We start from the raw sequence: 21,627 nt of genomic DNA on the forward strand, positions 1-21,627 counted from the left end.
GTCTAGATCGAGAAGCGTTCGAGCACTGCGGGATCGGTGGCGAAGCTCAGGAACAGGTCGTTCTCGTGCGGGTCGCCGGTGGTGATCCGCACCCCGTCGCCGCCGTAGGGCCGGACGAGCACCCCTGCCTCGGCGCTGGCCTCGCCGAACTCGACACTGCGCGCGCCCAGCGGCAGCCAGACGAAGTTGGCCTCGCTCGGCGGCACCTGATAGCCCACGGCCAGCAGCGCGTCCCGCACCCGCTCGCGTTCGAGCACGAGAGCGTGGGTGCGGTCCAGCAATTCGTGGCGCGCCTCCAGCGACGCGATCGCCGCGGCCTGCGCGACCCGGTTGACGCTGAACGGGATGTGCACCTTCGTCAGCGCCGTGATCACGGCCGGATCGCCCACCGCGTAGCCCGCGCGCAGCCCGGCCAGGCCGTACGCCTTCGAGAAGGTGCGCAGCACAACCACATTGGGGCGGGTGCGACCCAGCTCGATACCGTTCGGGTAGTCGTCCTCGGCCAGCCGCAGGTACTCGAAGTACGCCTCGTCCAGCACGATCAGCACCCGCTTGGGCACCGAGTCGAGGAAGCGGGTCAGCTCGGCCTTGCCGACCGCGGTGCCGGTCGGGTTGTTCGGGTTGCAGACGAAGATCAGTTTGGTTCGCTCGGTCACCGCGGCGGCGAGCGCGTCCAGATCGTGCACGTGGTCCGGGGTCAGCGGCACCTGCACGGCGGTCGCGTTGCCCACCTTGGTGACGATCGGATAGGCCTCGAACGAGCGCCAGGCGAACAGCACCTCGTCGGTCGGTGCGTCGCAGGTGATCTGTACCAGCTCCTGGCACAGCGCGACACTGCCGCAGCCGACCGCGACGTTGTCCTGCGCGACGCCGAGGAACTCGGCCAGCGCGGCGCGCAATTCCAGGGCCAGATTGTCCGGATACCGGTTGGCCAGCTCGGCGGCCTCGGCGATGGCCTTGGCCGCGGCGGGCAGCGGGCCGAAGGTGGTCTCGTTGCTGGCGAGCTTTACCGCGCCGGGGTGGTTGCGGCCGGGAACATACGCCGGAATCGAGTCGAGATCCGGCCGGGTTGACGCTGTCACATACCAACCATAGGTGGCCGAGCGCAAAGCATGGCCCGCGTACCGGAAAATCTGTGGTCGATAGGCCCCCAACAGCAATTTCTACCGAAGATCAAGAAGTCGCCCTACGCTGGTTTCATGTCGGGCACTTACAACGACCTCGCCCCCCTGCGCCGCGACGACCCGTCGCCCGAACCCGAGACCGGCTCGAAACATCAGGCCGCCGACACCCAGGTGCCCATCATCGTGGTGGAACCCGAGGGCAATGCCCGCGGCGGCATCGTGATGCTGCACGAATCCCGCGAGTTCACCGGCGCGCTGCTCGAGCTGATGAACTCGCTGGCCTCCGAGGGCTGGACGGTGGTCGCGCCCAACCTGTTCCACCGGTCCAGCCGCGAGTCGGTCGCCGAGGTGTTCGGCGACGAGCTCTTCGACGACTTCGACGCCTGCTTCGACTGGCTGACCCGGCACGGGGTGTTCCCCGACACCATCGGCGTGCTCGGCTTCGACTCCGCGGGCACCGCCGCGTTCCTCGTCGCCACCAACCGCCCGGTCGGCGCCGCGGTCAGCGTCGCAGCGCCCGGCATCATCGAACCGCTCACCGAGCAGGCCGACGCCCTCGTCCGCGTCGCCCCGCACCTGCAGGCGCCGTGGCTCGGACTGTTCGGCACCGACGACCCGGCCACCCCGCCCGCGGAGGTCGAGCGACTACGCGACGCGACCGGCCGGGCTGCGGTGGCCAGCCTGGTCGTCAGCTACCCCGGCCTGCGCCACCGCGCCGACCACCCCGCCACCGAAGACGACAACGGCCTGGTCGACTCACAGACCCGGATTTTCGACTGGTTCGACAGCAACTTACGCTGATAACCAGCCGTTTTGCGATCTGGACAACGGCTACTGTAATCTTCATGCTCGGCGGTTCGAAAGGACCGGTGCCCTCGAAGAGAAGGCTCCAGGAGGCGTGCCAGAGCGGCCGAATGGGACTCACTGCTAATGAGTTGTCCCTTCACGGGGACCGGAGGTTCAAATCCTCTCGCCTCCGCCACAACCCGGGCAACCGGTACACAACTGAATACCCATGCGGCTGTAGCTCAACGGATAGAGCATCTGACTACGGATCAGAAGGTTAGGGGTTCGAATCCCTTCAGCCGCACAAGATGAAAGCCCTGGCGGTCCAACTGCCAGGGCTTTCATCATTTCACGGCACATCCGCTTCACCGGTGATGATCGCAATCTCGCCGTCGTCCCGCACTTTCTCCGCAGTTGGGTGCTCACCTGGCGTGCGACGCGCTGAAGCGCGAAAGCCCAGCACAGATGCTGACAAGTCGCGCAGCTCGATCATGCGCGTGCCCAGGGGGCCAGTTGAGAGCGGGTGCCTCGGGGGTAGGTAACCGTCCCCCGGGCCGTTCGGTCGCCCAACCCGAACAGCTCTGCCGTCGCGCTGCCACTGGAAGTGGGGGCAGCGAAGGTGATCGGGTGCGGCGGGGTCGGCCGCTACATTGCACCGAAGGACTGACGAACCGAGATCGAAATGGCAGCTATCTGGCGCCGCGTCATCACTGGTTCGACCCTCATCGGCGTCGCGGCGGCCGCGGCCATCGTGACTGCCGGTGCGGCGGTGGCCGAGCCGAGGGATTGTGTTCTCGATCGGTCGTTGACCGGGGCGACGGGTTTCTGCCCCGGCGGGGACGGGTTTTTCACCGTGGAAGCCGACTGCATCGGTGTGTTCGTCACCCGTGGCGGTGTGGGGATCGGCCCGTACCGGCAGTCGAGCCAGCGCCACGCCTACGCGGGCCCGCACCCTGAGATGGATGCGACGCAAACCCATCCCAGGGCCGAGTGCAACGAGTTCATCACCGGCCATTTCGGCATCGCCACCGACGCTCGCCTGTACGAGACCTTCCGCTGATCGGACCACTCGCCTTCGGAATGCCCAACTGACGCAGTCGGATTGCGCTACTTCCAGGCGGGCAGCTCGGGCAGCTCACCGGTGAGGTCGGAACCATCGGAGCGCCCGATGAGCCAGGCGGCGATCGCCGACGCGGAACCGCTGACGGAGCGGGTGGGGGCCTCGGCGCCGACGATGCCGTGGAAGTCGGTGTCGGTGGCGTGCAGCTCGAAGCCGGGGACCGGTTCGGTTGCGGCGGCGGTGATTCGGTTCATGTCGACGGTCGCCTGATGCAGTACCCGGGCGACGAAGGCGGCGGGCCAGTCGGCAGGGGTGTATCCGGCGTTCAGATCGACGTGGTGAATCTCCACCTCCTGCAGGCGCATCCATCGCACTTCGCTGGCGGGGATCGGCCGCCCTTGGCGGGTGCGGACTTCCGCGTGCCAGGTGTCGTCGGCGAACGAATTGGCCAGGGCGAACCAGCGTTTGGTGGCCGCTTCGTTGTCGATGAGTTGTTCGGTGGCGGGGCGGGGCGCTCCGGCGTCGATGTCGAAATCGCGCAGGAACATGCTCGCGTACTGGGGGATCTCCACCCCGGTGTGCGCCCACAGCAGCAGGTTGAGCAAGCTGTCGGCGTTGCGCGCGGTGTGCGCCAACACATGTCCGCGGGTCCAGCCCGGCAGCAGCGACGGTTCGTTGACGTCGTCGTTGCTCAGCTTGCGCACGGAGTCGAGGAAACGATCGGTCGCCTCGGCGAGTATGTCGAGCGAGACGGGGCCTTCCAAAGCAGCACTGGTCACAGATTTGACCCTAGCGATCTCCGGCAGACCCCGCCGTGCTTCTTCGTGATCTACGGGGTGCCTCGGTAGCGAGTGGCCGCGGCGTCGCTCGAGCAGGACTAAGCAGGACTACTCGGCGACGATCGCGTCCGCTTCGATCTCGACCAGCAGCGCGGGAGTGATGAGGGCGCTGATCTGATACATGGCGGTGGCCGGGCGGATGTCCCCGAAGACCTCGGCGTGTGCCTTGGCGACCTCGGGCCAGCGCGCGATATCGGTGACGAAGATGCGGGTGCGCACGACGTCGGCGAGGCTCGCGCCCGCCTCGGTGAGGGCGGTGCCGATGCGGCGCAGGGTTTCCCTGGTCTGTTCGCCGATGTCGTCGCCGCCGACCGCGCCGCCGCCGGGGATCGAGGCGGTGGTGCCGCTGACCGCGACGTGGTTGCCGACTCGGACGGCGCGGCTGTAGCCGACGATATCTTCGAACTCGGAGCCGGAGGAGATGTTCACGCGTGCGGTCATGGCGACAGCATCGCATGCGCCTTCGACCGGGCAGTCAACGGCCAGCAACGCCGATGTTCGACACCGAGTTGTCACCTGCGCGTCGACCGGAAGTCGGATCGGCAGGGTAGGCAGTCCCGGTGAAAGCTCATTCTCGTCCTCGCGTCACCGCCGCCGCCGTCCTCTGTGTCGGCGCGCTGGCTACCGGCTGTTCCTCCGCGAGTTCGGCCGCGGATTTCACCGCGACCGCGGATCAGCCGCTGGGGATCTCGCTGGATGATCTGCTCGACAAGACCGGGGGCAGCGCCGCCGTCCGCATCGCCGATCCGGAGCACGGCAAGCTGAGCCGCCGGGTGGACGGTGCGCTGGTCTACACCCCCGACGCCGGCTACCGCGGCTCCGACACTTTCACGGTGACCACCACCGACGCGGTGCGCCTGTACACCACCGACATTCCGCCGCTGGGTGAGTTCGGTGGAACGACGGTGCAGGGCAGCGGTTTCGGCTCCGCGTGGACGCCGGTGCCGGGCAGCGCGGACGAGTTCTACGGGCTCACCGACCGCGGTCCGAACGTGGACGGCCCCGGCAAGAACGAGAAGCTCGCGCCGATACCGAGTTTCGTGCCCAAGATCGGCCGGTTCAAGCTGGTCGGCACCCGAGCGGTGCTGCAATCGAGCATCGACCTGCACACCGCGGCAGGTGTGCCGTTCAACGGCCAGGTCGATGTCGCCGCGAACACCGGCGAAACCATCAAGGACCTGGCCGGAAATGTGTTGCCGCCCACCGATCACGGCCTCGATCCGGAGGGCCTGGTCGCGCTGCCCGACGGAACCTTCTGGGTTTCCGACGAATACGGCCCGTTCCTGGTGCACTTCGACGCCAAGGGTGCCGAGATCGAGCGGCTCGCACCGGGATCCGGCCTGCCCAAGGAACTGTCGTTGCGCACGCCGAACCAGGGCATGGAAGGCCTGACCATCACCCCGGACGGCAGCACCCTCGTCGGCCTGATGCAGAGCGGCCTGAACACGCCCGGCCTCACCGGTTCCGCCAAGGAGACACCGCTGACCCGCATCGTCACCGTCGATCTGCAGACGAAGGCGCTGAAGGAGTTCGTTGTCCCGCTGGAGAACCCGAAGAGCAGCAAGGTCGCCGACTCGGAGATCACCGCGCTCAGCGCGACCACCTTCCTGATCGACGAGCGCGACGGCAGCCTGGCGCCGAAGGCGGACAAGAAGCTGTGGACCGTCGACATCGCCAGCGCCACCGACGTCGGCCCCGACGCGAAGGTGCCTGGCGCGCAGTACGATCCGGAACGCGGCCTGCAGATCGAGGGCAAGCCGCTGGAGGCGCTGGTCGGCTCGGTCTCGACCGCCGACGGTGTCGCCGCACTGACCAAGGCGGGCGTCACCCCGGCCGCCAAGACCGCGAACCTCGATCTCGCCGCTCTGGTCAAGGAACTCGACGCCGACGGAGAGTTCTTCGGCCACGACAAGATCGAGGGCGTCGCCACCTTGGACGGCGGCAAGACGCTCTACATCGCCAACGACAGCGACTTCGGCCTGGCCGGTAGCAAGGGCGAGCAGCCGCCGTTCGCGCTGAAGCCCAAGACGCTGCCCAATGGTGTGCAGGACAGCGGCGAGATCCTATTCGTCGACACCACCAAGCTGCCTGCGAAGACCGCGGAACACACCGTCAAGCTGACGGTGAAGTAGCTAATCGCCGCGATCGGTCCACTCTCGGCCCTCCAGCATCACCGCGGCGGCCAACGTGATCAGCCACAGCGACATCGCACCGACCTGGATCCGCTGGGCGATCCCGAGCGCGTAATCGCCGGAGAGGTTGTCGGCGACCAGCATCCACACGGTCGCCGCCGACCCGACCACCAGCACGACCAGTCCGGCTTCGCGCAGGATCCGCCAGCGGTGATAGCGGAACGCGGCCAGGCTGAATGCGAACGTGGCGACGGCGATCGAGGTGACCGCGATGGTGCTCGACAGCGCGTGTGGTTGGTGCAACTGCGGGAAAAGTTCGCTTTCGCCACCGCACGCGCTGTCGCCGGCCGTGCAGTCCTGCAGCGGCAGCAACACATCGGCGATCGTCGCGGCACCGAAGCAGAGCAGCGCGACCCAGCCGATCGTGGTGAACCGGCGCCGTGGAAAAACCAGCAGTCCGCCGATCGCGGCGGGGATGAGCAGCGCGCCGACGATCTTGTCGGCGGTCGCGAACACCGCACGGTAGGGCTTGCCTTCGGCATCCAACTCGCTGAGGAACGAGTTGACCGGATCGACGTCGACCTTCAGGAAGAACTCGAGCACCCAGGACGAGTAACAGACGCCCGCGACCAGGATCGCCACCGCGATCGCCAGGGACGCCATCCGCACCCGCCGCTCGGCGACCTCCTGGCTATTCATCACGGATCCATTCTCCTCCCTGCCACCGGGCCGATGATCGAACGGTAGGTCAGCGCGTCGGCAAACACACGCCATTGCCAACCAGCACACAGGCTCCTGTCAGGTTCGACCGACAGGCTGACAGGGAAGCGTTCCCAAGGAGGTCCCACATGATCGGCTTCGCAACAGCCGCCGCCGGAGTAGCCGTGATGTCGGTGATGGTGGCGTCGAGCTACCTCGCCGCGCACGCACCGCGCACCCTGGTCCGGGTCAGGTCCCGCTAGGCCGGCGTCCCAGCGCGGCCTGCACTCGATCGGCGGCGGCCACGGCGTCTTCGTGCTCCCACACGCGAACGACCTGCCAGCCGGCTGCCGTCAGTGCCGCATCGGTCGCCCGATCCCGCGCCACGTTTCCGGCAAGCTTGTCGGCCCACCATTGCGCGTTGTTGCGCGGATCGGTCGCGTGCTGTGGGCAGCGATGCCAGAAGCAGCCGTCGACGTACACCGCGACCCGTAGTCGCGGAAACACCAGGTCGGCTCGTCGCCGCTGCCCGCGCAGCGGTGCCCGATCGACGAAGTACCGCAGCCCGCGCCGGTGCAGTTCTCTGCGCAACGCGAGCTCCGGTTTGGTCCCGCTGCGCCGCTGCCGGGCCATCCGTGCGCTGGTCGCCGCATCGGTGGTCGGGCGGGGTGCGCGCCCGATCGGCCGCAGGTCACTAGGTTGTTGCGCGTCGTCGGGCGCGTCGTCGAGACCGTCCCGCGAGTCGCTCATGCCGCCCAGCCGCCCATCCGATCGAGATGACTCTCCACATCATCGAGGAACCCCGGCGGAAACCGCAGGCTGCCCATGCTTGTCCGGCGCAGGAACCCCGCGGTCGCCCGCGCGGACAGCAGGCGCGAATCGGTGAGAAAGTTCCGCAGGTCCTCGTACGGCTCGTGCACCGGCCAGGTCGACACCGCGACCCGATGGGCGACCCCGTTGTGTCCCCAGGCCGCCACCGGCCACGGTGTTCCCGGTGGCAATGGCTGATCACCGGGCAGCGGAGGCAGCGGTGCGGCCAGCCGGGACCCGACCCACCCGGCCATCCGCACACTCACGGCGTTGCCGACCAGTTTCCACCGATGCCCCTGCCGGATACCCGGCACGTCACCCGCGGGTGCGGTCCAATCGGGTTCGAAGCCTTGCAGCCGTTCCACATCCACCAGTCCGGGTGTGACGATCTCGCCGGACGGCAGCCGCACCGCGGGCGGGCTGGCGATACCCAGCGCGGACCCACCCTTCAGCGTCGGCACCGCGTTCACCGCCCAACCCAGCCCGCGCACGCCCTCGGTCCAGTAGAACCCGCACGGATCGCGGTCCGGGTCGCCGACGATCCGCGGCCCCGCGTCCTCACCGAACAACACCCCGCGCGGGTCCTCGGTCCGGGAAGCCAGCATCAGCACCCGCTGACGCCGCTGTGGCAAGCCGAACGCGCGTGCGTCCACCACTCGATAGGCCCAGGTGTAGCCGAGCTCTTCCAAGGCCGTGGTGATGTGCCGCATCGCGGCGCCGCGACCGAGCTGCAGCATGAACGGCACGTTCTCGATCAGCAGCCAGCGCGGCCCGCGCTTACGGCGCACCAACCGGAACACCTCGTCGACCAGGCCCGACCGCTTGCCGGTGATGCCCGCGGTGCGCCCGGCCTGGGACAGGTCCTGGCAGGGGAAGCCTGCCGCGACCAGTTCGGTGCCCGCCGGTAGCGCGCGCAGACCGGTGATGTCGGAATGCAGTGGCACATCGGGAAAACGGGCGGCAAGCACGCCTTGCGCGCCCGCGTCGATCTCGCACAGCAGCTCGGACTGCCAGCCGAAGCGGGCGAGGCCGAGCTCGAGCCCGCCGATCCCGGCGAACAGCCCGACCATCCGCGCGCCCGTCACCGACTGTCCCTTCTCCGCGTCCTCGGTTCCCCCGTGCCCGGCAGAGGTTACTCGAGTTGCCGGTTGCCGTTCGCGAACACCGCCATGACGGCGCGACGAAGCGACCGCGAAGGCGGCCTGGTACCGTCCGCGTGTCAGCAACATGATCGGTCTGCTGCTGCTCGATAATGCTCATCGGCCGATCACGTGCGTGGCCCTGATGACAGGCTCGGCAGGCTGATCCGCCTGCGCTCCAGCGCTATCCGCGCGGATGCCGCCCCACGTGCTCGGCGGCGCGTCCGCATGCGAAACGCATTTGCTCCACAGCGTCTGTGCTCCACAAGGTTTTGGGCTCGACAAATTTCTTAGTCGTCACGCTAGGGAAAGTGAGCGAACATGCAGATACCTTCGAAAAACAGGAGCTTTCCCAGCGTCGTGGTCACCAGCTTGGCGGCGACGACCTCGATCGCGGGCGATATCGACTCGACGTGGAAAGGCCTGCTCAACGGGGAGAGCGGGATCGACGTCCTAGAGGACAGCTTCATCGAACAGTTCGAACTGCCGGTCCGCATCGGCGGGCACCTGAAGGTCTCGCCCGCCGAGAGCCTCACCAGGGTCGAGGCGTCCAACATGTCCTACGTCGAGCAGATGGCCACGGTCCTGTGCCGCGAGGTGTGGCGCAACGCGGGCAGCCCGGAGGTGGACAAGACCCGGCTCGGCGTCGCCATCGGCACCGGCCTCGGCGGCGGCGAGTACATCGTCGACGCGAGGGACCGGATCAAAAACGGTGGTTACCGCAAGATTTCACCGCTGACCGTGCAGCGGATCATGCCCAACGGGTCGGCCGCGTGCGTCGGCATCGAACTCGGCGCGGGCGCGGGCGTGGTCACGCCGGTGTCGGCCTGCTCGTCCGGCTCGGAGGCGATCGCCAACGCGTGGCAGATGATCGTGATGGGCGACGCCGACATGGTCGTCACCGGCGGCGTCGAGGGCTCCATCCAGGCGGTGCCGATCGCGGCGTTCACCATGATGCGCGCGATGAGCACCCGCAACGACGATCCGAAGAGTGCCTCGCGCCCGTTCGACAAGGACCGGGACGGCTTCGTGTTCGGCGAGGCCGGGGCGATGATGATCATCGAGACCGAGGAGCACGCCAAGGCCCGCGGCGCGACGATCCACGCGCGCATCATGGGGGCGGGCATCACCTCCGACGCCTTCCATCTGGTCGCGCCCGATCTGGAGGGCAAGGGCGCCGCGCGCGCGATGACCAGGGCGATCGAGAAGGCCGGGCTGTCGAAGCAGGACGTCACCCACGTCAACGCGCACGCCACCGCCACACCGATCGGGGATACCGCTGAGGCGCAGGCTATTTCGTCTGCGATCGGAAGTCACACCTCGGTCTACGCGCCGAAATCGGCGCTCGGGCACTCGATCGGCGCGGTCGGTGCGCTGGAGTCGGTGATCACCGTGCTGTCCATTCGGGACGGAATCGTCCCGCCGACCCTGAATTTGGACAATCAGGACCCCGAGATCGACCTCGATGTGGTCAAGGGGCAGAGCAGGCCGGGTCGGATCGATTACGCCGTGAACAACTCGTTCGGTTTCGGCGGACACAACGTGGCGATCGCCTTCGGGCGGTACTGAGCGTCGGAAGGCTGCGCACCTGCTAGCCTTCCCGACGCTTCGTTATCGACCTGTGTTCGGTGTAACTGCACGGCTGTGTGCGTGCTTTGGCAAAAGGATAAGGCGATGATCGACGAGACCTTCGACGACTATTTGGACGACCAGGGCAATATCAAAATCCGCGGCGACAAGACCCTGATCGACTTCGTCGACAAGCACAGCGCGGAGAACGGCGACGACCTCGCCTACCGCTATATCGACTATTCGCGGGAACGCGATGGCGAGTACCACGAGCTGACCTGGCGACAGTTCGGCGTCCGGCTGCGGGCCGTCGCGGCCCGGCTACAGCAGGTGACCAAACCCGGTGACCGGGTAGCGATTCTGGCACCGCAGGGGCTCGACTATGTCGTCTCCATTTTCGCCGCCGTCTACGCGGGCAATATCGCGGTGCCGCTGTTCGATCCGGAGGAGCAGGGGCACACCGACCGGCTCACCGCGGTGCTCAGCGACTGCACGCCCGCCGCGATTCTGACGGTCGGCTCCGCAGCGGGCGGTGTGCGGAACTTCTTCCGCCATCTGCCCGCGGCACAGCGGCCGCGAATTATTGCGGTGGAAGCGATTCCGGACAGCGTCGGCGCGACGTGGGTGCGCCCGGATATCAATATCGACAGTGTCGCTTACCTGCAATACACCTCCGGCTCCACCAGAACGCCTGCGGGCGTGGAGATCACGCACCGGGCCGTCGGCACGAATCTGCTGCAGATGATCGATGCGATCGGTGTCAAAGAGAATTCGCGCGGCGTCACCTGGCTGCCGCTGTTCCACGACATGGGTCTGCTGTGTGTGATTCTGCCGACCGTCGGTGGCGGATTCATCACCATCATGTCGCCGAGCGCGTTCGTCCGTCGGCCGTACCGCTGGATCAAAGAACTGGCCGCCGCCTCCGACGGTGCCGGAACGTTCGCGGCGGCACCGAATTTCGCGTTCGAGCACGCCGCGGCGCGCGGCAAGCCGAAACCGGGCGAAGAGCTCGACCTGTCGAATGTGATCGGGTTGATCAACGGCAGCGAGCCGGTATCGGTGTCGTCGATGCGGAAATTCAACGAGGCGTTCGCGCCGTACGGGTTGCCGAAGACGACGATCAAGCCCTGCTACGGCATGGCGGAGGCGACGCTGTTCGTGTCCGCGACCAAGGCCGAGGACGAGGCGCGGGTCGTGTATGTCGATCGCGCCCAGCTCAATTCGGGCCGCATGGTTCAGGTCGAGGAGGGCGCGGAGAACTCGATCGCGCAGGTGTCCTGCGGCTATGTCGCGCTGTCGCAGTGGGCGACGATCGTCGATCCGGAGACCGGCGTCGAGCGGGCCGACGGTGAGGTCGGCGAGATCTGGTTGCACGGCGAGAACATGGGCATCGGTTACTGGGGGCGTCCCGAGGAGACCGTGGCCACCTTCCAGGCCAAACTGGCGGCCCGGCAGCCGACGGGTAGCCACGCGGAGGGCACGCCCGAGGACGCGCACTGGATGCGCACCGGCGACTACGGTGCCTACCTCGACGGCGAGTTGTACATCACCGGCCGGGTGAAGGACCTGGTGATCGTCGACGGCCGCAATCACTACCCGCAGGATCTGGAGTTCTCGGCGCAGGAATCCAGCACCGCACTGCGGCCCGGTTTCGTCGCGGCCTTCTCGGTGCCCGCCAACGAGCTGCCCGCGCTGGTCTTCGAGAAGGGCAGTCACTCCGGGCTGAAGTTCGACGCCGAAGACAACTCCGAGCAGTTGGTGATCGTCGCCGAACGCAACACCGGCGCGGGCAAGCTGGAAACCGGGCCGGTCGCGGACACGGTGCGGGCGGCCGTTTCACAGCGGCACGGCGTCACCGTGCGCGATGTGCTGCTCGTGCCGGCCGGGTCGATCCCGCGGACCTCCAGCGGCAAGATCGCCCGACGTGCCTGCCGGGCCGCGTATCTGGACGGCACCCTGCGCGGCGGATACCAGCAGCAAGCCTTCCCGGACGCCCCCCTGGCGGAGCGGGAGAGCGCGGGCGTTCGCTAGAGCCGCGTTTCGTTCGCACACTCGAATGCACTGACCTCGGCGCCCACGATGTGGGCGCCGAGGTCGTTTGTGGTCGCGGTGCTCTTGACCTCGAGGTTGCTCGAGGTTGTTGGCTTGCCTCATGAAGGTTGTCGCTGCCTGCGGTCCGACCGTGATATCCAGCACGAACGCCGCCGCCGGGGTATCGGTGGGCCCGGAAAACCAGTTGGCCGATCCGGGCGATGCTGCAACCCTGAGATGTCGGACCTCGATGCGAACATCACCGAGTGTCCGGGTTCTCGACCCTGCCATCCACAGACCTCGAGGGGGAACTATGTCAGTTGCACTTGATGTCGCGACGGTGGATCCGGAGGCCGACAGACCGGAGCGGCCCGGTGCGTCGGTGCCGGGCCGCCTGCATTCGCTGCGGCGTTTCTGGCCCTACGTGCGCCCGTATCGGCGCGCGCTGCTCGGCGCCACCACGCTCGCGGTCCTCGCCTCGCTGACCGCGATCGTGATCCCGCTGGTGATCGCCAGGATCATCGACGGGCCGATCGCCGAGCGCGATCTCGGCGCGGCCGTCGCGCCGGTGCTGCTGGTGTTCGTGCTCGGCCTGCTGGAAGCACTCGGCGTCTGGGGGCGCCGCTGGCTGGTGTCCAAACCGGCGTCCATGGTCGAGATCACCATGCGCGCCAAGATCTTTCGCAAACTTCAGTCGCTGGCGATCGGGCGGCACGAGGCCTGGGAGTCCGGTCAGCTGCTGTCCCGGGCGGTCGACGACATGGCCACCCTGCGCCGCTTCGTCGCGTTCGCGGGCCCGTTCCTGATCATCCACATCATCCTGATCCCGGTCGGCCTGCTGGTGCTGGTGTGGCTGAGCTGGCAGGTCGGGCTGATCTTCGCGATCATCTCGATTCCGTTGACCTACATCTGCATTCGCTTCGAGCGCGAGTACTCGGTGGCCTCGCGGAAGTCCCAGGACCAGTCCGGCGACCTGGCCACCATCGCCGAGGAGTCGGCGCAGGGTGTGCGGGTGCTGAAGGCGTTCGGGCGCGGCGCGTTCTTCGGTGGGCGGTTCCTCGCTCAGTCACGCGAGCTGCAGCAGACCGAACTGCACAAGGTGCGGCTGGACGCGCGGCTGTGGTCGGCGATGACGGGCCTGCCGCAGCTGGCGATCGCGTTCGCGCTCGGTTACGGCGGCTACGCGGTGGTGCAGGGCTCGATGACGCTTGGCACCTTGGTCGCGGCGATCACGCTGGCGAACTTCCTGCAGTGGCCGATCATCTGGACCGGTTTCCTGCTGGCCGAGCTGAACGACGCCCGCACGGCGGGGGACCGGTACTGGGAGATCATCGACACCCCGGTCGACATCACCGACCCCGCCGACCCTGTGAATTTGCCGGAGCCGATGGTCGGCGAATTGCGTTTGGAGGGCGTGAAATTCGCCTTCCCCGACGCGGAAAAGCCGGTGCTGAACGATGTCTCGATCAAGATCAGGCCCGGCGAGACGGTTGCGTTGGTCGGCGCGACCGGCAGCGGAAAGACGGCCCTGCTCAACCTGATTCCGCGGCTCTACGACCTGTCCGGCGGTGTGATCACCATCGACGGCATCGACATCGCGTCGATGCGGCTGAGCGATCTGCGTTCGCTCGTCTCGGTCGCGTTCGAGGAGCCGGTGCTGTTCTCGGCGAGCGTGCGGGAGAACGTCGCGCTCGGCGACCCGACCGCCACCGACGCCGATGTGCGCCGCGCACTCGACGTCGCACAGGCCACCGAGTTCGTGGACAACCTGCCGTGGGGACTCGACACCAGGATCGGCGAGCAGGGACTCAGCCTGTCCGGCGGCCAGCGCCAGCGGCTCGCGCTGGCTCGCGCCGTGCTGAGCGGGGCGGGCCCCGGCAGCAGCAGCCGGATCATGGTGCTCGACGATCCGCTGTCCGCGCTCGACGTGGAGACCGAGGAGCGGGTGCAGGAGCGGCTGCGCAGCGTGCTGGCCGGCGCGACGACGCTGCTGGTCGCGCACCGGCCCTCGACGGCGGCGCTGGCCGACCGGGTGGCGGTGCTGGCCGAGGGCCGGATCGTCGCCGAAGGCACGCACGACCAGTTGCTGCGCACCAGCAGCCGATACCGCGACCTGATGGGAGGTGAACAGCAGTGAGTACGGAGACGGTCACGTCGAAAGAGGGGACCGGCACAGCGAATTCGACGGTTCTGGACAAGCCCCGCGACGAAGCCGCCGATTGGCGCGGCATCGCCAGCGAGGACAAGGAGGTCACCCAGGCCGGAAACCTGGTGCTGGCCGAGCGTTCTCGCCGACTGCTGCTCGACCTGGTCCGCCCCTACCGCAAGCTGGCGGCGTTCGCGCTGGTGCTCATCGTGGTCGACAACGCCGCGATGGTCTCGGCGCCGCTGTTCGTCGCGTACGGGCTCGACAAAGGCATAGCCGAAGGGCGCAACGGGAATTGGGCACCGCTCACCTGGACGGTCGGCGGGTACCTCGGCGCGGTGCTGCTCGGCATCGCGACCACCTTCTTGTTCCTGCGGGTGTCCGGCAGGCTCAGCCAGAGCGTGCTGTTCGACCTGCGGGTGCGCTCGTTCACGCACATGCAGCGGCTCAGCGTCGCCTTCCACGAGAAGTACACCTCGGGCAAGGTCGTCGCGCGCCTCACCGGTGACATCGAGACGCTGCAGGAACTGCTGGAGAGCGCGCTGAACCAGGCGTTGAGCGCGATCCTCTCGGTGGTGACCATCGCGGCGCTGCTGATCTATTTGGATCTGACGCTGGCCGCGATCGTGCTGATCGGTTTCGTGCCACTGGTGTTCGTCACCCGGTGGGCGCAGCGCAGGCAGCGGGCGGGCTACCGCCGTACCCGCGGCGCCATCGCCAAGGTGGTCGTGCAGTTCGTCGAGTCGATGGGCGGTATGCGCGCGGTGCAGACCTTCCGCCGCGAGCAGCGCAACGAGTCGGTGCTGGCCTATGAGGACGCCGAATACCAGCGGGCGACCACCACGGCCATGCGCGGCATGGGCGACTACGCGGGCTTGACCAGGCTGCTCGGCAACCTGACCACGGTGATCATCATCCTGGTCGGCGCATGGCAGGTGATCGAGGGCAATCTCGCGGTGGGCGTACTCGCGGCATACCTGTTGTACCTCAACGAGTTCTACGGTCCGCTGGACGAACTCGCCCAGGTGTTCAACTCGTATCAGTCCGCGGCCGCCGCGCTGGAGAAGATCTCCGGCGTGCTCGAGGAAGAGCCCTCGGTGGTGGAACCGACCGAGCCGACGCCGCTGGCGAAGGCCGAGGGTGCGGTCCTGATGGATCGCGTGTCGTTCGGCTACGGCACCGAACGTCAGGTGCTGCCGGAGTTCTCCTTGGACATCCCGGCCGGGCAGGTCGTCGCGCTGGTCGGTGCCACCGGCGCGGGCAAATCGACGCTGGCCAAGCTGCTGACCCGGTTCTACGACCCGTCCGAGGGCACGGTCACCCTGGACGGTATCGATCTGCGCCGGATCTCCGACGCCGATCTGCGCCGCAATGTCGTGATGGTCACGCAGGAGTCCTATCTGTTCTCCGGCTCGGTGGCCGATAACATCCGGCTCGGCAGGCCGGACGCGACCGACGAGGAGGTGTTCGCCGCGGCCCGCGCCGTCGGCCTGTACGACTTCGTGCGGGCGCTGCCGGAGGGCTTCGACACCGACGTGCGCAAGCGCGGCGGCAGGCTCTCCGCGGGGCAGCGTCAGCTGGTCGCGTTCGCTCGGGTGTTCCTGGCGGATCCGGCGGTGATCGTGCTGGATGAAGCCACGTCCAGCCTGGACATCCCGAGCGAGCGGCTGGTGCAGCGGGCCCTGGAAACGGTGCTGCGCGAGCGCACCGCGGTGATCATCGCCCACCGGCTGTCCACCGTGGCCATCGCCGACCGGGTACTGGTGCTGGAATCCGGGCGCATCGTGGAGGACGGCACCCCGGCCGAGCTGATCGCGGGCACCGGCCGGTTCGCCAGCCTGCACGCGGCATGGCGCGAATCCCTCGTGTGATGCGAGCTGGTGTGGTGCGGGCTACAGCCCCGTGTCGCTTACGGTAGATACGTGACGACTCCAGCCCCCGAGAGCCAGGCCTCCGGCCCCGAGACGCCCCCGGCCTCCCGTTGGCCGGCGATTCTCACCTGGCGCGCCCACAACGCGTCGCGGATGGAGTCGGTGCGGGTGACCCTGAACGGCAATCGCATCCGCGCCGCCGGTCGCATGATCGGCGGCGCGTGCGACGACCACCCGGCGTTCAGCGCGTCCTACGACCTGGTCACCGATGAGAGTGGCGCCACCAAGCGGCTCTCGCTGCGCACCACCACGGCCGCCGGTGAACGGCACGCGTCCATCGCCAGGGACGAGGAGAACTACTGGCTGGTCGACGCGGGCGGCAGCCACGTGCGCTCCACCTTCGCCGGCGCGCTCGATGTCGACGTGGTGCTCAGCCCGTTCTTCAACACGCTGCCGATCCGCCGCTTCGACCTGCAGCACGCGGTGCACGACGTCCAGGTCCCGGTCGTCTACGTGCGCCTGCCCGATCTGCTGGTGCAGGAAGCGAGCCTCACCTACAGCAGCGCCGCCGACGGCATCAGCGTGCTGTCCCCGGTTTCCAGCGCGACGGTCACCGTCGACGCGGACGGCTTCCTGCTCGACTACCCGGGTCTCGCCGAACGCATCTGAGTTTCCGTCGCGCTTTTCGGTGGTGCTTCGGGATCAGGCCGGTCGAGTGATTACTCCGCCGCGTTGCCCGGCGTCCCGAAGGTTCGCGAGCCAATTGTGGTCGCCGGGGCGGATGTCGGTGATTTCCCACCGGCGCGCGGTTTCGTAGCGTTGCCTGGCATCGTGTCCGGCTGCGACGAGATCGGCCAGGGAATTGTTGGCGCGCAGGCTGTCGCGGGCGGCGCCGAGCACGGTGAGGGTTTCTTCGAGGACCGCCAACAGCGCGTCGGAATTCGGTTCACAAATGGCGCGCACGAGATCGGGCGCGGTGCCCGCGACGCGGGTGCCGTCGCGGAAAGAACCCGCCGCCAACCCGAGGGCCAGCTCGCCGCCGCTCGCCCCGGCCAGCGCCAGCGCCTCGGCGAGCACGTGCGGTAGATGTGAGATCCGAGCCACCGCGCGGTCGTGCTCGGCGGCGACGACCGGGACGACCACCGAACCGCAGTCCAACGCCAGCCGCACCACCCTGGTCCACGGCTCGACGTGGGTGCCCTCGTCGACGCCGACCGCCCACACGGCGTCCAGGAACAGGTCGGAATCGGTGGCTCCCCACCCGGATTCAGCGGTGCCCGCCATCGGGTGCCCGCCCACGTAGCGGGCCGACAGCCCTTCCTTACGCACCGCCTCGGCGACCGGAGCCTTCACGCTGACCACATCGGTCAGGTCGCAGTCCGGTGCGAAGGTGGCGACGGCGGAGAGCAGGTGCCCGACCGCGGGCATCGGCACCGCGAGGACGATCAGCGCGTCCGCCGCGGCGGCCCGGGTCAGCGCGGTGGGCAGCTCCTCGGTGACGTCGAATCCGTCGGCCTGTGCGGCCTGTGCGCCGGCCGGCGATCGGTTGTAACCCCAGGCGTCATACCCGGCGCCGACGGCCGCGCGCAGCAGGGAACCGCCGATCAAGCCGGTGCCGAGGACACAAACGGAGGCTTTCTCAGTCGAAGTCACCGGAACAGATTCGCATACGACTTCAACATTTCGGCTCGGGCAGACTACCGTTGCGCCCATGGCAGCACAGCGCTCGGGCACGAATAGGGCGGCGTCGGATGATTACGACGACGTAGAAGGGTTCGCAGTGGCGGTTGTCCGCGAAGAAGGCAAATGGCGGTGCAGCCCGTTGAGCCAGGCCGCGCTCACGGATTTGTCCGCCGCGGAAAACGAACTGAAGGCCTTGCGTAGCTCAGGAGCCGTGTTCGGCCTGCTGGACATCGATGACGAGTTCTTCATCGTCGTCCGGCCCGCGCCGAGCGGCACCCGAATGCTGGTTTCGGATGCGACCGCCGCCATTGATTACGACATCGCCGCGGACGTCCTCGACGCCCTCAACGTGGAAATTCCGGACATCGACCCGGACGAACTCGACGACATCGAGCCGTGGGAAGAGGGCGACCTCGGCGTGCTCGCCGATCTGGGTCTGCCCGAGCCGGTGCTGAGCGTCATCCTCGCCGAGACCGACCTCTACCCCGACGAGCAGCTCGGCATGATCGCCCAACGCCTCGGCTTCGCCGACGAACTAGCGGCGGTGCTGGACAAGCTCCCCCGTTGACATGACCGTCCCGTCGGACACCGACATGGTGCGCGCCGCGATCGCCGCCGCCGCGGCGGCCGACCCACGCGACGTCCCCGTCGGCGCCGTCGTATTCGACTCCACCGGAAGGGAACTCGCGCGCGCGGCAAACGCGCGCGAGGCCCTCGGCGACCCGACCGCACACGCGGAGATCCTCGCCCTCCGCCGCGCCGCCGAACGCCACGGCGACGGCTGGCGTCTCGAGGGCGCCACCCTGGCCGTCACCCTGGAGCCCTGCACCATGTGCGCAGGCGCCCTGGTCCTGGCCCGCATCTCCCGCCTGGTCTTCGGCGCCTGGGAGCCCAAAACCGGCGCCGTAGGCTCCCTCTGGGACGTAGTCCGCGACCGCCGCCTCAACCACCGTCCCCAAGTCCACGGCGGCATCCTGGAACCCGACTGCGCCGCCCTCCTCAACACCTTCTTCCACACCCAGCGCTAATCCGCACCTGACGCACCGTCCGTCCTCCTGAGGCAGGTTGCAACCTCCTTCAGGAGCACCTTCCGTGCGTCAAGTCACACCCGGCCCGTGGGTGCGCTGGCGATTTAGTGATCCGGAGGCATTCCGGTATGGTTGTCGGCGGTGGCGTGTCCGAGCGGCCTAAGGAGCACGCCTCGAAAGCGTGTGAGGGGTAACCCCCCTCCGAGGGTTCAAATCCCTCCGCCACCGCCAAAAAGCCCTTCAGCTGCACTAGCAGGTGAAGGGCTTTTTCTATGCCGGTTGCCTCGTCCTCAGGGTGCCGAGTCTGATTGGAACTGCACTATGGCTGCGGCATTGGTGCTGACCCAGGACAGTAGGCCATGTAATTGTTCGGCCACTTCTATACCCATGGGGGTCAGGGCGTAGGTGACCTGGGGTGGGGTGGTGGGTTCTACGGTGCGGGCTACCTGGCCGTAATTGGTGAAGGTGCGGAGGTTTTGGGAGAGCATCTTTTCGCTGATGCCACCGATGTGGTCGCGCAGGGCGTGGAAGCGCATGGGGCCGCAGCGCAGAGCCGAGAGGATGAGGACGCCCCAGCGGCTGGTCAGTTTGTCGAGGACGGTGCGGGCGGGGCAGTCGCTGTCGAATACGTCACGCTGCGGAGCGGGTGGCAGCTTGCTGCTCTGGAAACCTACGTCCACGCTATGAGCTTACTTCGAGGTAGGGACTTACCTGAAGTTAGCTTCCTTCGTATCGTGAGCGCATGGCTCAACCGAACAGAATTCTGGTGATCGGCGCGACCGGTCATGTTGGCGGACAAGTGGTTTCACAGTTGGCGGAAACCGGGGTGGCGGTGCGTGCACTGGTTCGCCGACCCGAAGCGGCATCGCTGCCTGCCGATGTCGAGATCGCGCCCGGCGATCTGACCGCGCCGGAGACGCTGGCTCGCGCACTCGACGGTGTGGACGCCGTGTACCTGACTTGGCCCACTTTGCCTGCCTCCGTGGCGAACTCGGCGGTTCGGGTGATCGCTGAGCACGCGGATCGTATTGTTCTGCTGTCCTCCGGCGCGGTGCGTGACGACATCGTTGAGCAGGACAACCCGATCGGCGCGGCACACGCGGCGGTCGAACGACCGATCGTCGAGTCCGGGCTGGAGTGGACCTTCCTGCGCCCACACGGTTTCGCGACGAACACCCTGGAGTGGGCGCCGCAGACCCGCGCGGGCAATGTCGTGCGCGGTGCCTACGGTGCGGCATCGATGACGCTGCTGCACGAGGCGGATATCGCTGCGGTCGCCGTTCGTGCGCTGACCACCGACGGGCATGCCGGTGCGAAATATGAACTGACCGGCCCGATTTCGCTGAGCAGAGTCGAGCAGGTCGCCGCTATCGACGCAGCACTCGGCCGCTCATTGGAATGGGTGGAACTTCCGCCGGAGCAGGCCGCACAGCAGATGACCTGGCTCCCGGCGGAATACGCCGACTTCGTGCTGTCCGGGCTCGCCGCGATGGTCGACGCACCCGGACAGCCGACATCCACTGTTCAGGAGGTCACCGGGTCACCCGCCCGCAGCTACCAGCAGTGGGCCGTCGACCACGCCGCGGACTTCGCCTGACGGAACGCGGCTAACCGATCCGCACGCAGGAACTGCCGGTGTCGAGCCCGCTGCCGACGACCTCGACGGTGATGAACTTCGTCGAGGTGTACTTGCCCGGTTCGCTCTGGATGCCGATCAGATTCTGCGAGCCGATCCGGGTCGGCGTCCAGGTGGCGGTGACGGTGTTGCTCTCCGGATGGTGCACGACCTCGCCGGGGATCCGTTCACCGTTACCCGGGATCACCCCGCCGGCCAGCATGAAGAACACCGAGCCTGGCGGGATCATCGCGTCGGTGACGGTGGCCGTCACGGTGTAGCGACAGCCGGTCAGCAGTCCCTCGGCCCCGACGGCGGCGCTGACGGAGACCACGTCGGCGTTGGCCGGCGGACCGACGGTGGCGGCGGTGACGGTGAGGGCGGCGAAGACCGCGGCGCTCACGATGGTTCGGGGAAAGGACCTGCTCATCGTGCTACCTCCTGGACAGGTGGGGTATGCGGGCGAGCTGCAAGGGTCAAGTGCCGCGTGACATGAGCGTAATCGGTGGCGGCATCCGGTAACCGAAACTCTTGATGAATCGTGCGCCGACCCGGGCTTCTTCGGGCTGCAACGGATCGGCGCCGACCATGTTCATCATGCGGGTGGTCACGCCGAAGGTGACACCCACCCACACGGCCTCGTCGAACGCTTCGGCGCTGACGCCCGCTTGCCGTACCTTGTCCGCGTCGTCCGGGGTGAGTCCGTCCGGGTCGCGGGCGAGCTGCTCGAGGAATTCGAGCATCGCCCGCGCCTCAGGGCGCAGCGGCGAATCGTCGCCGGCCGCCAAGGCCAGACGCACGACGTTGCTGTCCACATACGCGCTGGCGATCGCGTGATGGGCCGACGCGCAGAAGGGGCACTCGTTGGTCTGCGCCGTGCCGGTGGCGAAGATCTCCCGTTCGGCCTCGGTCCAGAACGAGGGGCCGCGCATGGCCCGCTGGGTGAGGTCGGACAGGGGTGTCCCGAGAAAGCGATGCCGATAGCACATCACCTTGAGCACCGCGGGCACGTCGCCTCTGGTGAAAAGCCGCATCATGGCGAACATCAACCGGGTCGCCCGATCGTGCCCGGATTCGATTGCGGTAAGCCACATT

At 67.7% G+C, this 21,627-nt stretch carries 22 protein-coding genes and 3 tRNA genes; 14 read left to right on the forward strand and 11 right to left on the reverse strand.

Features of this window, described 5'->3' with window-relative positions:
* Positions 1-2 precede the first annotated feature (2 nt).
* The gene (gene hisC, locus ACIHA7_RS26510; protein ID WP_397293631.1) at positions 3-1,082 is read right to left on the reverse strand and encodes a histidinol-phosphate transaminase; all 1,080 of its coding nucleotides are present in this window, start codon (positions 1,080-1,082) and stop codon (positions 3-5) included.
* 117 nt (positions 1,083-1,199) lie between these two features.
* Between hisC and ACIHA7_RS26515 the strand changes: the two genes are divergently transcribed.
* The 3 genes from ACIHA7_RS26515 to ACIHA7_RS26525 all read left to right on the forward strand — a co-directional run bounded on the left by ACIHA7_RS26515 (position 1,200) and on the right by ACIHA7_RS26525 (position 2,214).
* Positions 1,200-1,925, forward strand: coding sequence for a dienelactone hydrolase family protein (locus tag ACIHA7_RS26515; RefSeq protein WP_397293632.1), 726 nt, complete (start codon positions 1,200-1,202; stop codon positions 1,923-1,925).
* A gap of 91 nt (positions 1,926-2,016) precedes the next feature.
* Positions 2,017-2,106 (forward strand) — tRNA-Ser (locus ACIHA7_RS26520).
* Positions 2,107-2,141: 35 nt separating this feature from the next.
* Positions 2,142-2,214, forward strand: a tRNA-Arg gene (locus ACIHA7_RS26525).
* A 45-nt stretch (positions 2,215-2,259) separates the two neighbouring features.
* Here the strand turns inward: ACIHA7_RS26525 and ACIHA7_RS26530 are convergent.
* Positions 2,260-2,403, reverse strand: coding sequence for a hypothetical protein (locus ACIHA7_RS26530; RefSeq protein ID WP_397293633.1), 144 nt, complete (start codon positions 2,401-2,403; stop codon positions 2,260-2,262).
* 189 nt (positions 2,404-2,592) lie between these two features.
* Between ACIHA7_RS26530 and ACIHA7_RS26535 the strand changes: the two genes are divergently transcribed.
* Complete coding sequence (locus ACIHA7_RS26535; RefSeq protein WP_397293634.1) at positions 2,593-2,970, forward strand: hypothetical protein; 378 nt, start codon at positions 2,593-2,595, stop codon at positions 2,968-2,970.
* A 47-nt stretch (positions 2,971-3,017) separates the two neighbouring features.
* Here ACIHA7_RS26535 and ACIHA7_RS26540 read toward each other — a convergent pair whose 3' ends face one another.
* Together ACIHA7_RS26540 and ACIHA7_RS26545 are read right to left on the reverse strand one after the other, a co-directional pair.
* Positions 3,018-3,749, reverse strand: a complete 732-nt coding sequence (locus ACIHA7_RS26540; protein WP_397293635.1) for a maleylpyruvate isomerase family mycothiol-dependent enzyme — start codon at positions 3,747-3,749, stop codon at positions 3,018-3,020.
* A gap of 108 nt (positions 3,750-3,857) precedes the next feature.
* Positions 3,858-4,250: a RidA family protein gene (locus ACIHA7_RS26545; RefSeq protein WP_397293636.1), complete on the reverse strand. Its 393-nt coding sequence runs from the start codon at positions 4,248-4,250 to the stop codon at positions 3,858-3,860.
* Positions 4,251-4,369: 119 nt separating this feature from the next.
* Between ACIHA7_RS26545 and ACIHA7_RS26550 the strand changes: the two genes are divergently transcribed.
* On the forward strand, positions 4,370-5,941 hold the full coding sequence (locus ACIHA7_RS26550) for an esterase-like activity of phytase family protein (RefSeq protein WP_397293637.1): 1,572 nt from the start codon (positions 4,370-4,372) through the stop codon (positions 5,939-5,941).
* On the opposite strand, the gene ACIHA7_RS26555 is transcribed toward ACIHA7_RS26550, so the two are convergent.
* The 3 genes from ACIHA7_RS26555 to ACIHA7_RS26565 all read right to left on the reverse strand — a co-directional run bounded on the left by ACIHA7_RS26555 (position 5,942) and on the right by ACIHA7_RS26565 (position 8,520).
* Positions 5,942-6,640: a DUF998 domain-containing protein gene (locus tag ACIHA7_RS26555; protein ID WP_397293638.1), complete on the reverse strand. Its 699-nt coding sequence runs from the start codon at positions 6,638-6,640 to the stop codon at positions 5,942-5,944.
* Between the two features lie 249 nt (positions 6,641-6,889).
* A complete protein-coding gene (locus tag ACIHA7_RS26560) occupies positions 6,890-7,321 on the reverse strand; it encodes a very short patch repair endonuclease (protein ID WP_397293867.1) in 432 nt (143 codons plus the stop codon).
* A 65-nt stretch (positions 7,322-7,386) separates the two neighbouring features.
* Positions 7,387-8,520, reverse strand: coding sequence for a DNA cytosine methyltransferase (locus ACIHA7_RS26565; RefSeq protein ID WP_397293868.1), 1,134 nt, complete (start codon positions 8,518-8,520; stop codon positions 7,387-7,389).
* A gap of 390 nt (positions 8,521-8,910) precedes the next feature.
* Between ACIHA7_RS26565 and ACIHA7_RS26570 the strand changes: the two genes are divergently transcribed.
* The 5 genes from ACIHA7_RS26570 to ACIHA7_RS26590 all read left to right on the forward strand — a co-directional run bounded on the left by ACIHA7_RS26570 (position 8,911) and on the right by ACIHA7_RS26590 (position 16,875).
* Complete coding sequence (locus ACIHA7_RS26570) at positions 8,911-10,158, forward strand: KasA/KasB family beta-ketoacyl-ACP synthase (RefSeq protein ID WP_397293639.1); 1,248 nt, start codon at positions 8,911-8,913, stop codon at positions 10,156-10,158.
* 105 nt (positions 10,159-10,263) lie between these two features.
* Positions 10,264-12,189, forward strand: coding sequence for a long-chain-fatty-acid--AMP ligase FadD32 (fadD32, locus tag ACIHA7_RS26575; RefSeq protein WP_397293640.1), 1,926 nt, complete (start codon positions 10,264-10,266; stop codon positions 12,187-12,189).
* Positions 12,190-12,502: 313 nt separating this feature from the next.
* Positions 12,503-14,326, forward strand: a complete 1,824-nt coding sequence (locus ACIHA7_RS26580; protein WP_397293641.1) for an ABC transporter ATP-binding protein — start codon at positions 12,503-12,505, stop codon at positions 14,324-14,326.
* Between the two features lie 53 nt (positions 14,327-14,379).
* Positions 14,380-16,206, forward strand: a complete 1,827-nt coding sequence (locus tag ACIHA7_RS26585) for an ABC transporter ATP-binding protein (RefSeq protein ID WP_397293869.1) — start codon at positions 14,380-14,382, stop codon at positions 16,204-16,206.
* Positions 16,207-16,257: 51 nt separating this feature from the next.
* Positions 16,258-16,875: a putative glycolipid-binding domain-containing protein gene (locus ACIHA7_RS26590; RefSeq protein WP_107653662.1), complete on the forward strand. Its 618-nt coding sequence runs from the start codon at positions 16,258-16,260 to the stop codon at positions 16,873-16,875.
* A 33-nt stretch (positions 16,876-16,908) separates the two neighbouring features.
* Here ACIHA7_RS26590 and ACIHA7_RS26595 read toward each other — a convergent pair whose 3' ends face one another.
* The gene (locus ACIHA7_RS26595; RefSeq protein ID WP_397293642.1) at positions 16,909-17,859 is read right to left on the reverse strand and encodes a prephenate dehydrogenase; all 951 of its coding nucleotides are present in this window, start codon (positions 17,857-17,859) and stop codon (positions 16,909-16,911) included.
* A gap of 58 nt (positions 17,860-17,917) precedes the next feature.
* Between ACIHA7_RS26595 and ACIHA7_RS26600 the strand changes: the two genes are divergently transcribed.
* The 3 genes from ACIHA7_RS26600 (at position 17,918) to ACIHA7_RS26610 (ending at position 19,148) form a co-directional block, all read left to right on the forward strand.
* The gene (locus ACIHA7_RS26600; RefSeq protein WP_107653664.1) at positions 17,918-18,457 is read left to right on the forward strand and encodes a tRNA adenosine deaminase-associated protein; all 540 of its coding nucleotides are present in this window, start codon (positions 17,918-17,920) and stop codon (positions 18,455-18,457) included.
* Between the two features lies 1 nt (position 18,458).
* Positions 18,459-18,917 (forward strand): nucleoside deaminase, encoded by a 459-nt coding sequence (locus ACIHA7_RS26605; protein ID WP_397293643.1) that lies wholly within the window; start codon positions 18,459-18,461, stop codon positions 18,915-18,917.
* 140 nt (positions 18,918-19,057) lie between these two features.
* Positions 19,058-19,148: transfer RNA gene (locus ACIHA7_RS26610), tRNA-Ser, on the forward strand.
* Between the two features lie 59 nt (positions 19,149-19,207).
* Here the strand turns inward: ACIHA7_RS26610 and ACIHA7_RS26615 are convergent.
* Positions 19,208-19,597: a winged helix-turn-helix transcriptional regulator gene (locus tag ACIHA7_RS26615; RefSeq protein ID WP_397293644.1), complete on the reverse strand. Its 390-nt coding sequence runs from the start codon at positions 19,595-19,597 to the stop codon at positions 19,208-19,210.
* 62 nt (positions 19,598-19,659) lie between these two features.
* Between ACIHA7_RS26615 and ACIHA7_RS26620 the strand changes: the two genes are divergently transcribed.
* A complete protein-coding gene (locus ACIHA7_RS26620) occupies positions 19,660-20,514 on the forward strand; it encodes an NAD(P)H-binding protein (protein WP_397293645.1) in 855 nt (284 codons plus the stop codon).
* Positions 20,515-20,524: 10 nt separating this feature from the next.
* Here ACIHA7_RS26620 and ACIHA7_RS26625 read toward each other — a convergent pair whose 3' ends face one another.
* The gene (locus ACIHA7_RS26625; RefSeq protein WP_397293646.1) at positions 20,525-20,962 is read right to left on the reverse strand and encodes a hypothetical protein; all 438 of its coding nucleotides are present in this window, start codon (positions 20,960-20,962) and stop codon (positions 20,525-20,527) included.
* 46 nt (positions 20,963-21,008) lie between these two features.
* Entirely contained in the window at positions 21,009-21,626 is a 618-nt protein-coding gene (locus ACIHA7_RS26630) for a carboxymuconolactone decarboxylase family protein (protein ID WP_397293647.1), read from the reverse strand.
* Position 21,627 lies beyond the last annotated feature (1 nt).

Origin of the sequence: Nocardia sp. NPDC052316 (assembly GCF_044547795.1) — a bacterium.
Lineage (GTDB): Bacteria > Actinomycetota > Actinomycetes > Mycobacteriales > Mycobacteriaceae > Nocardia.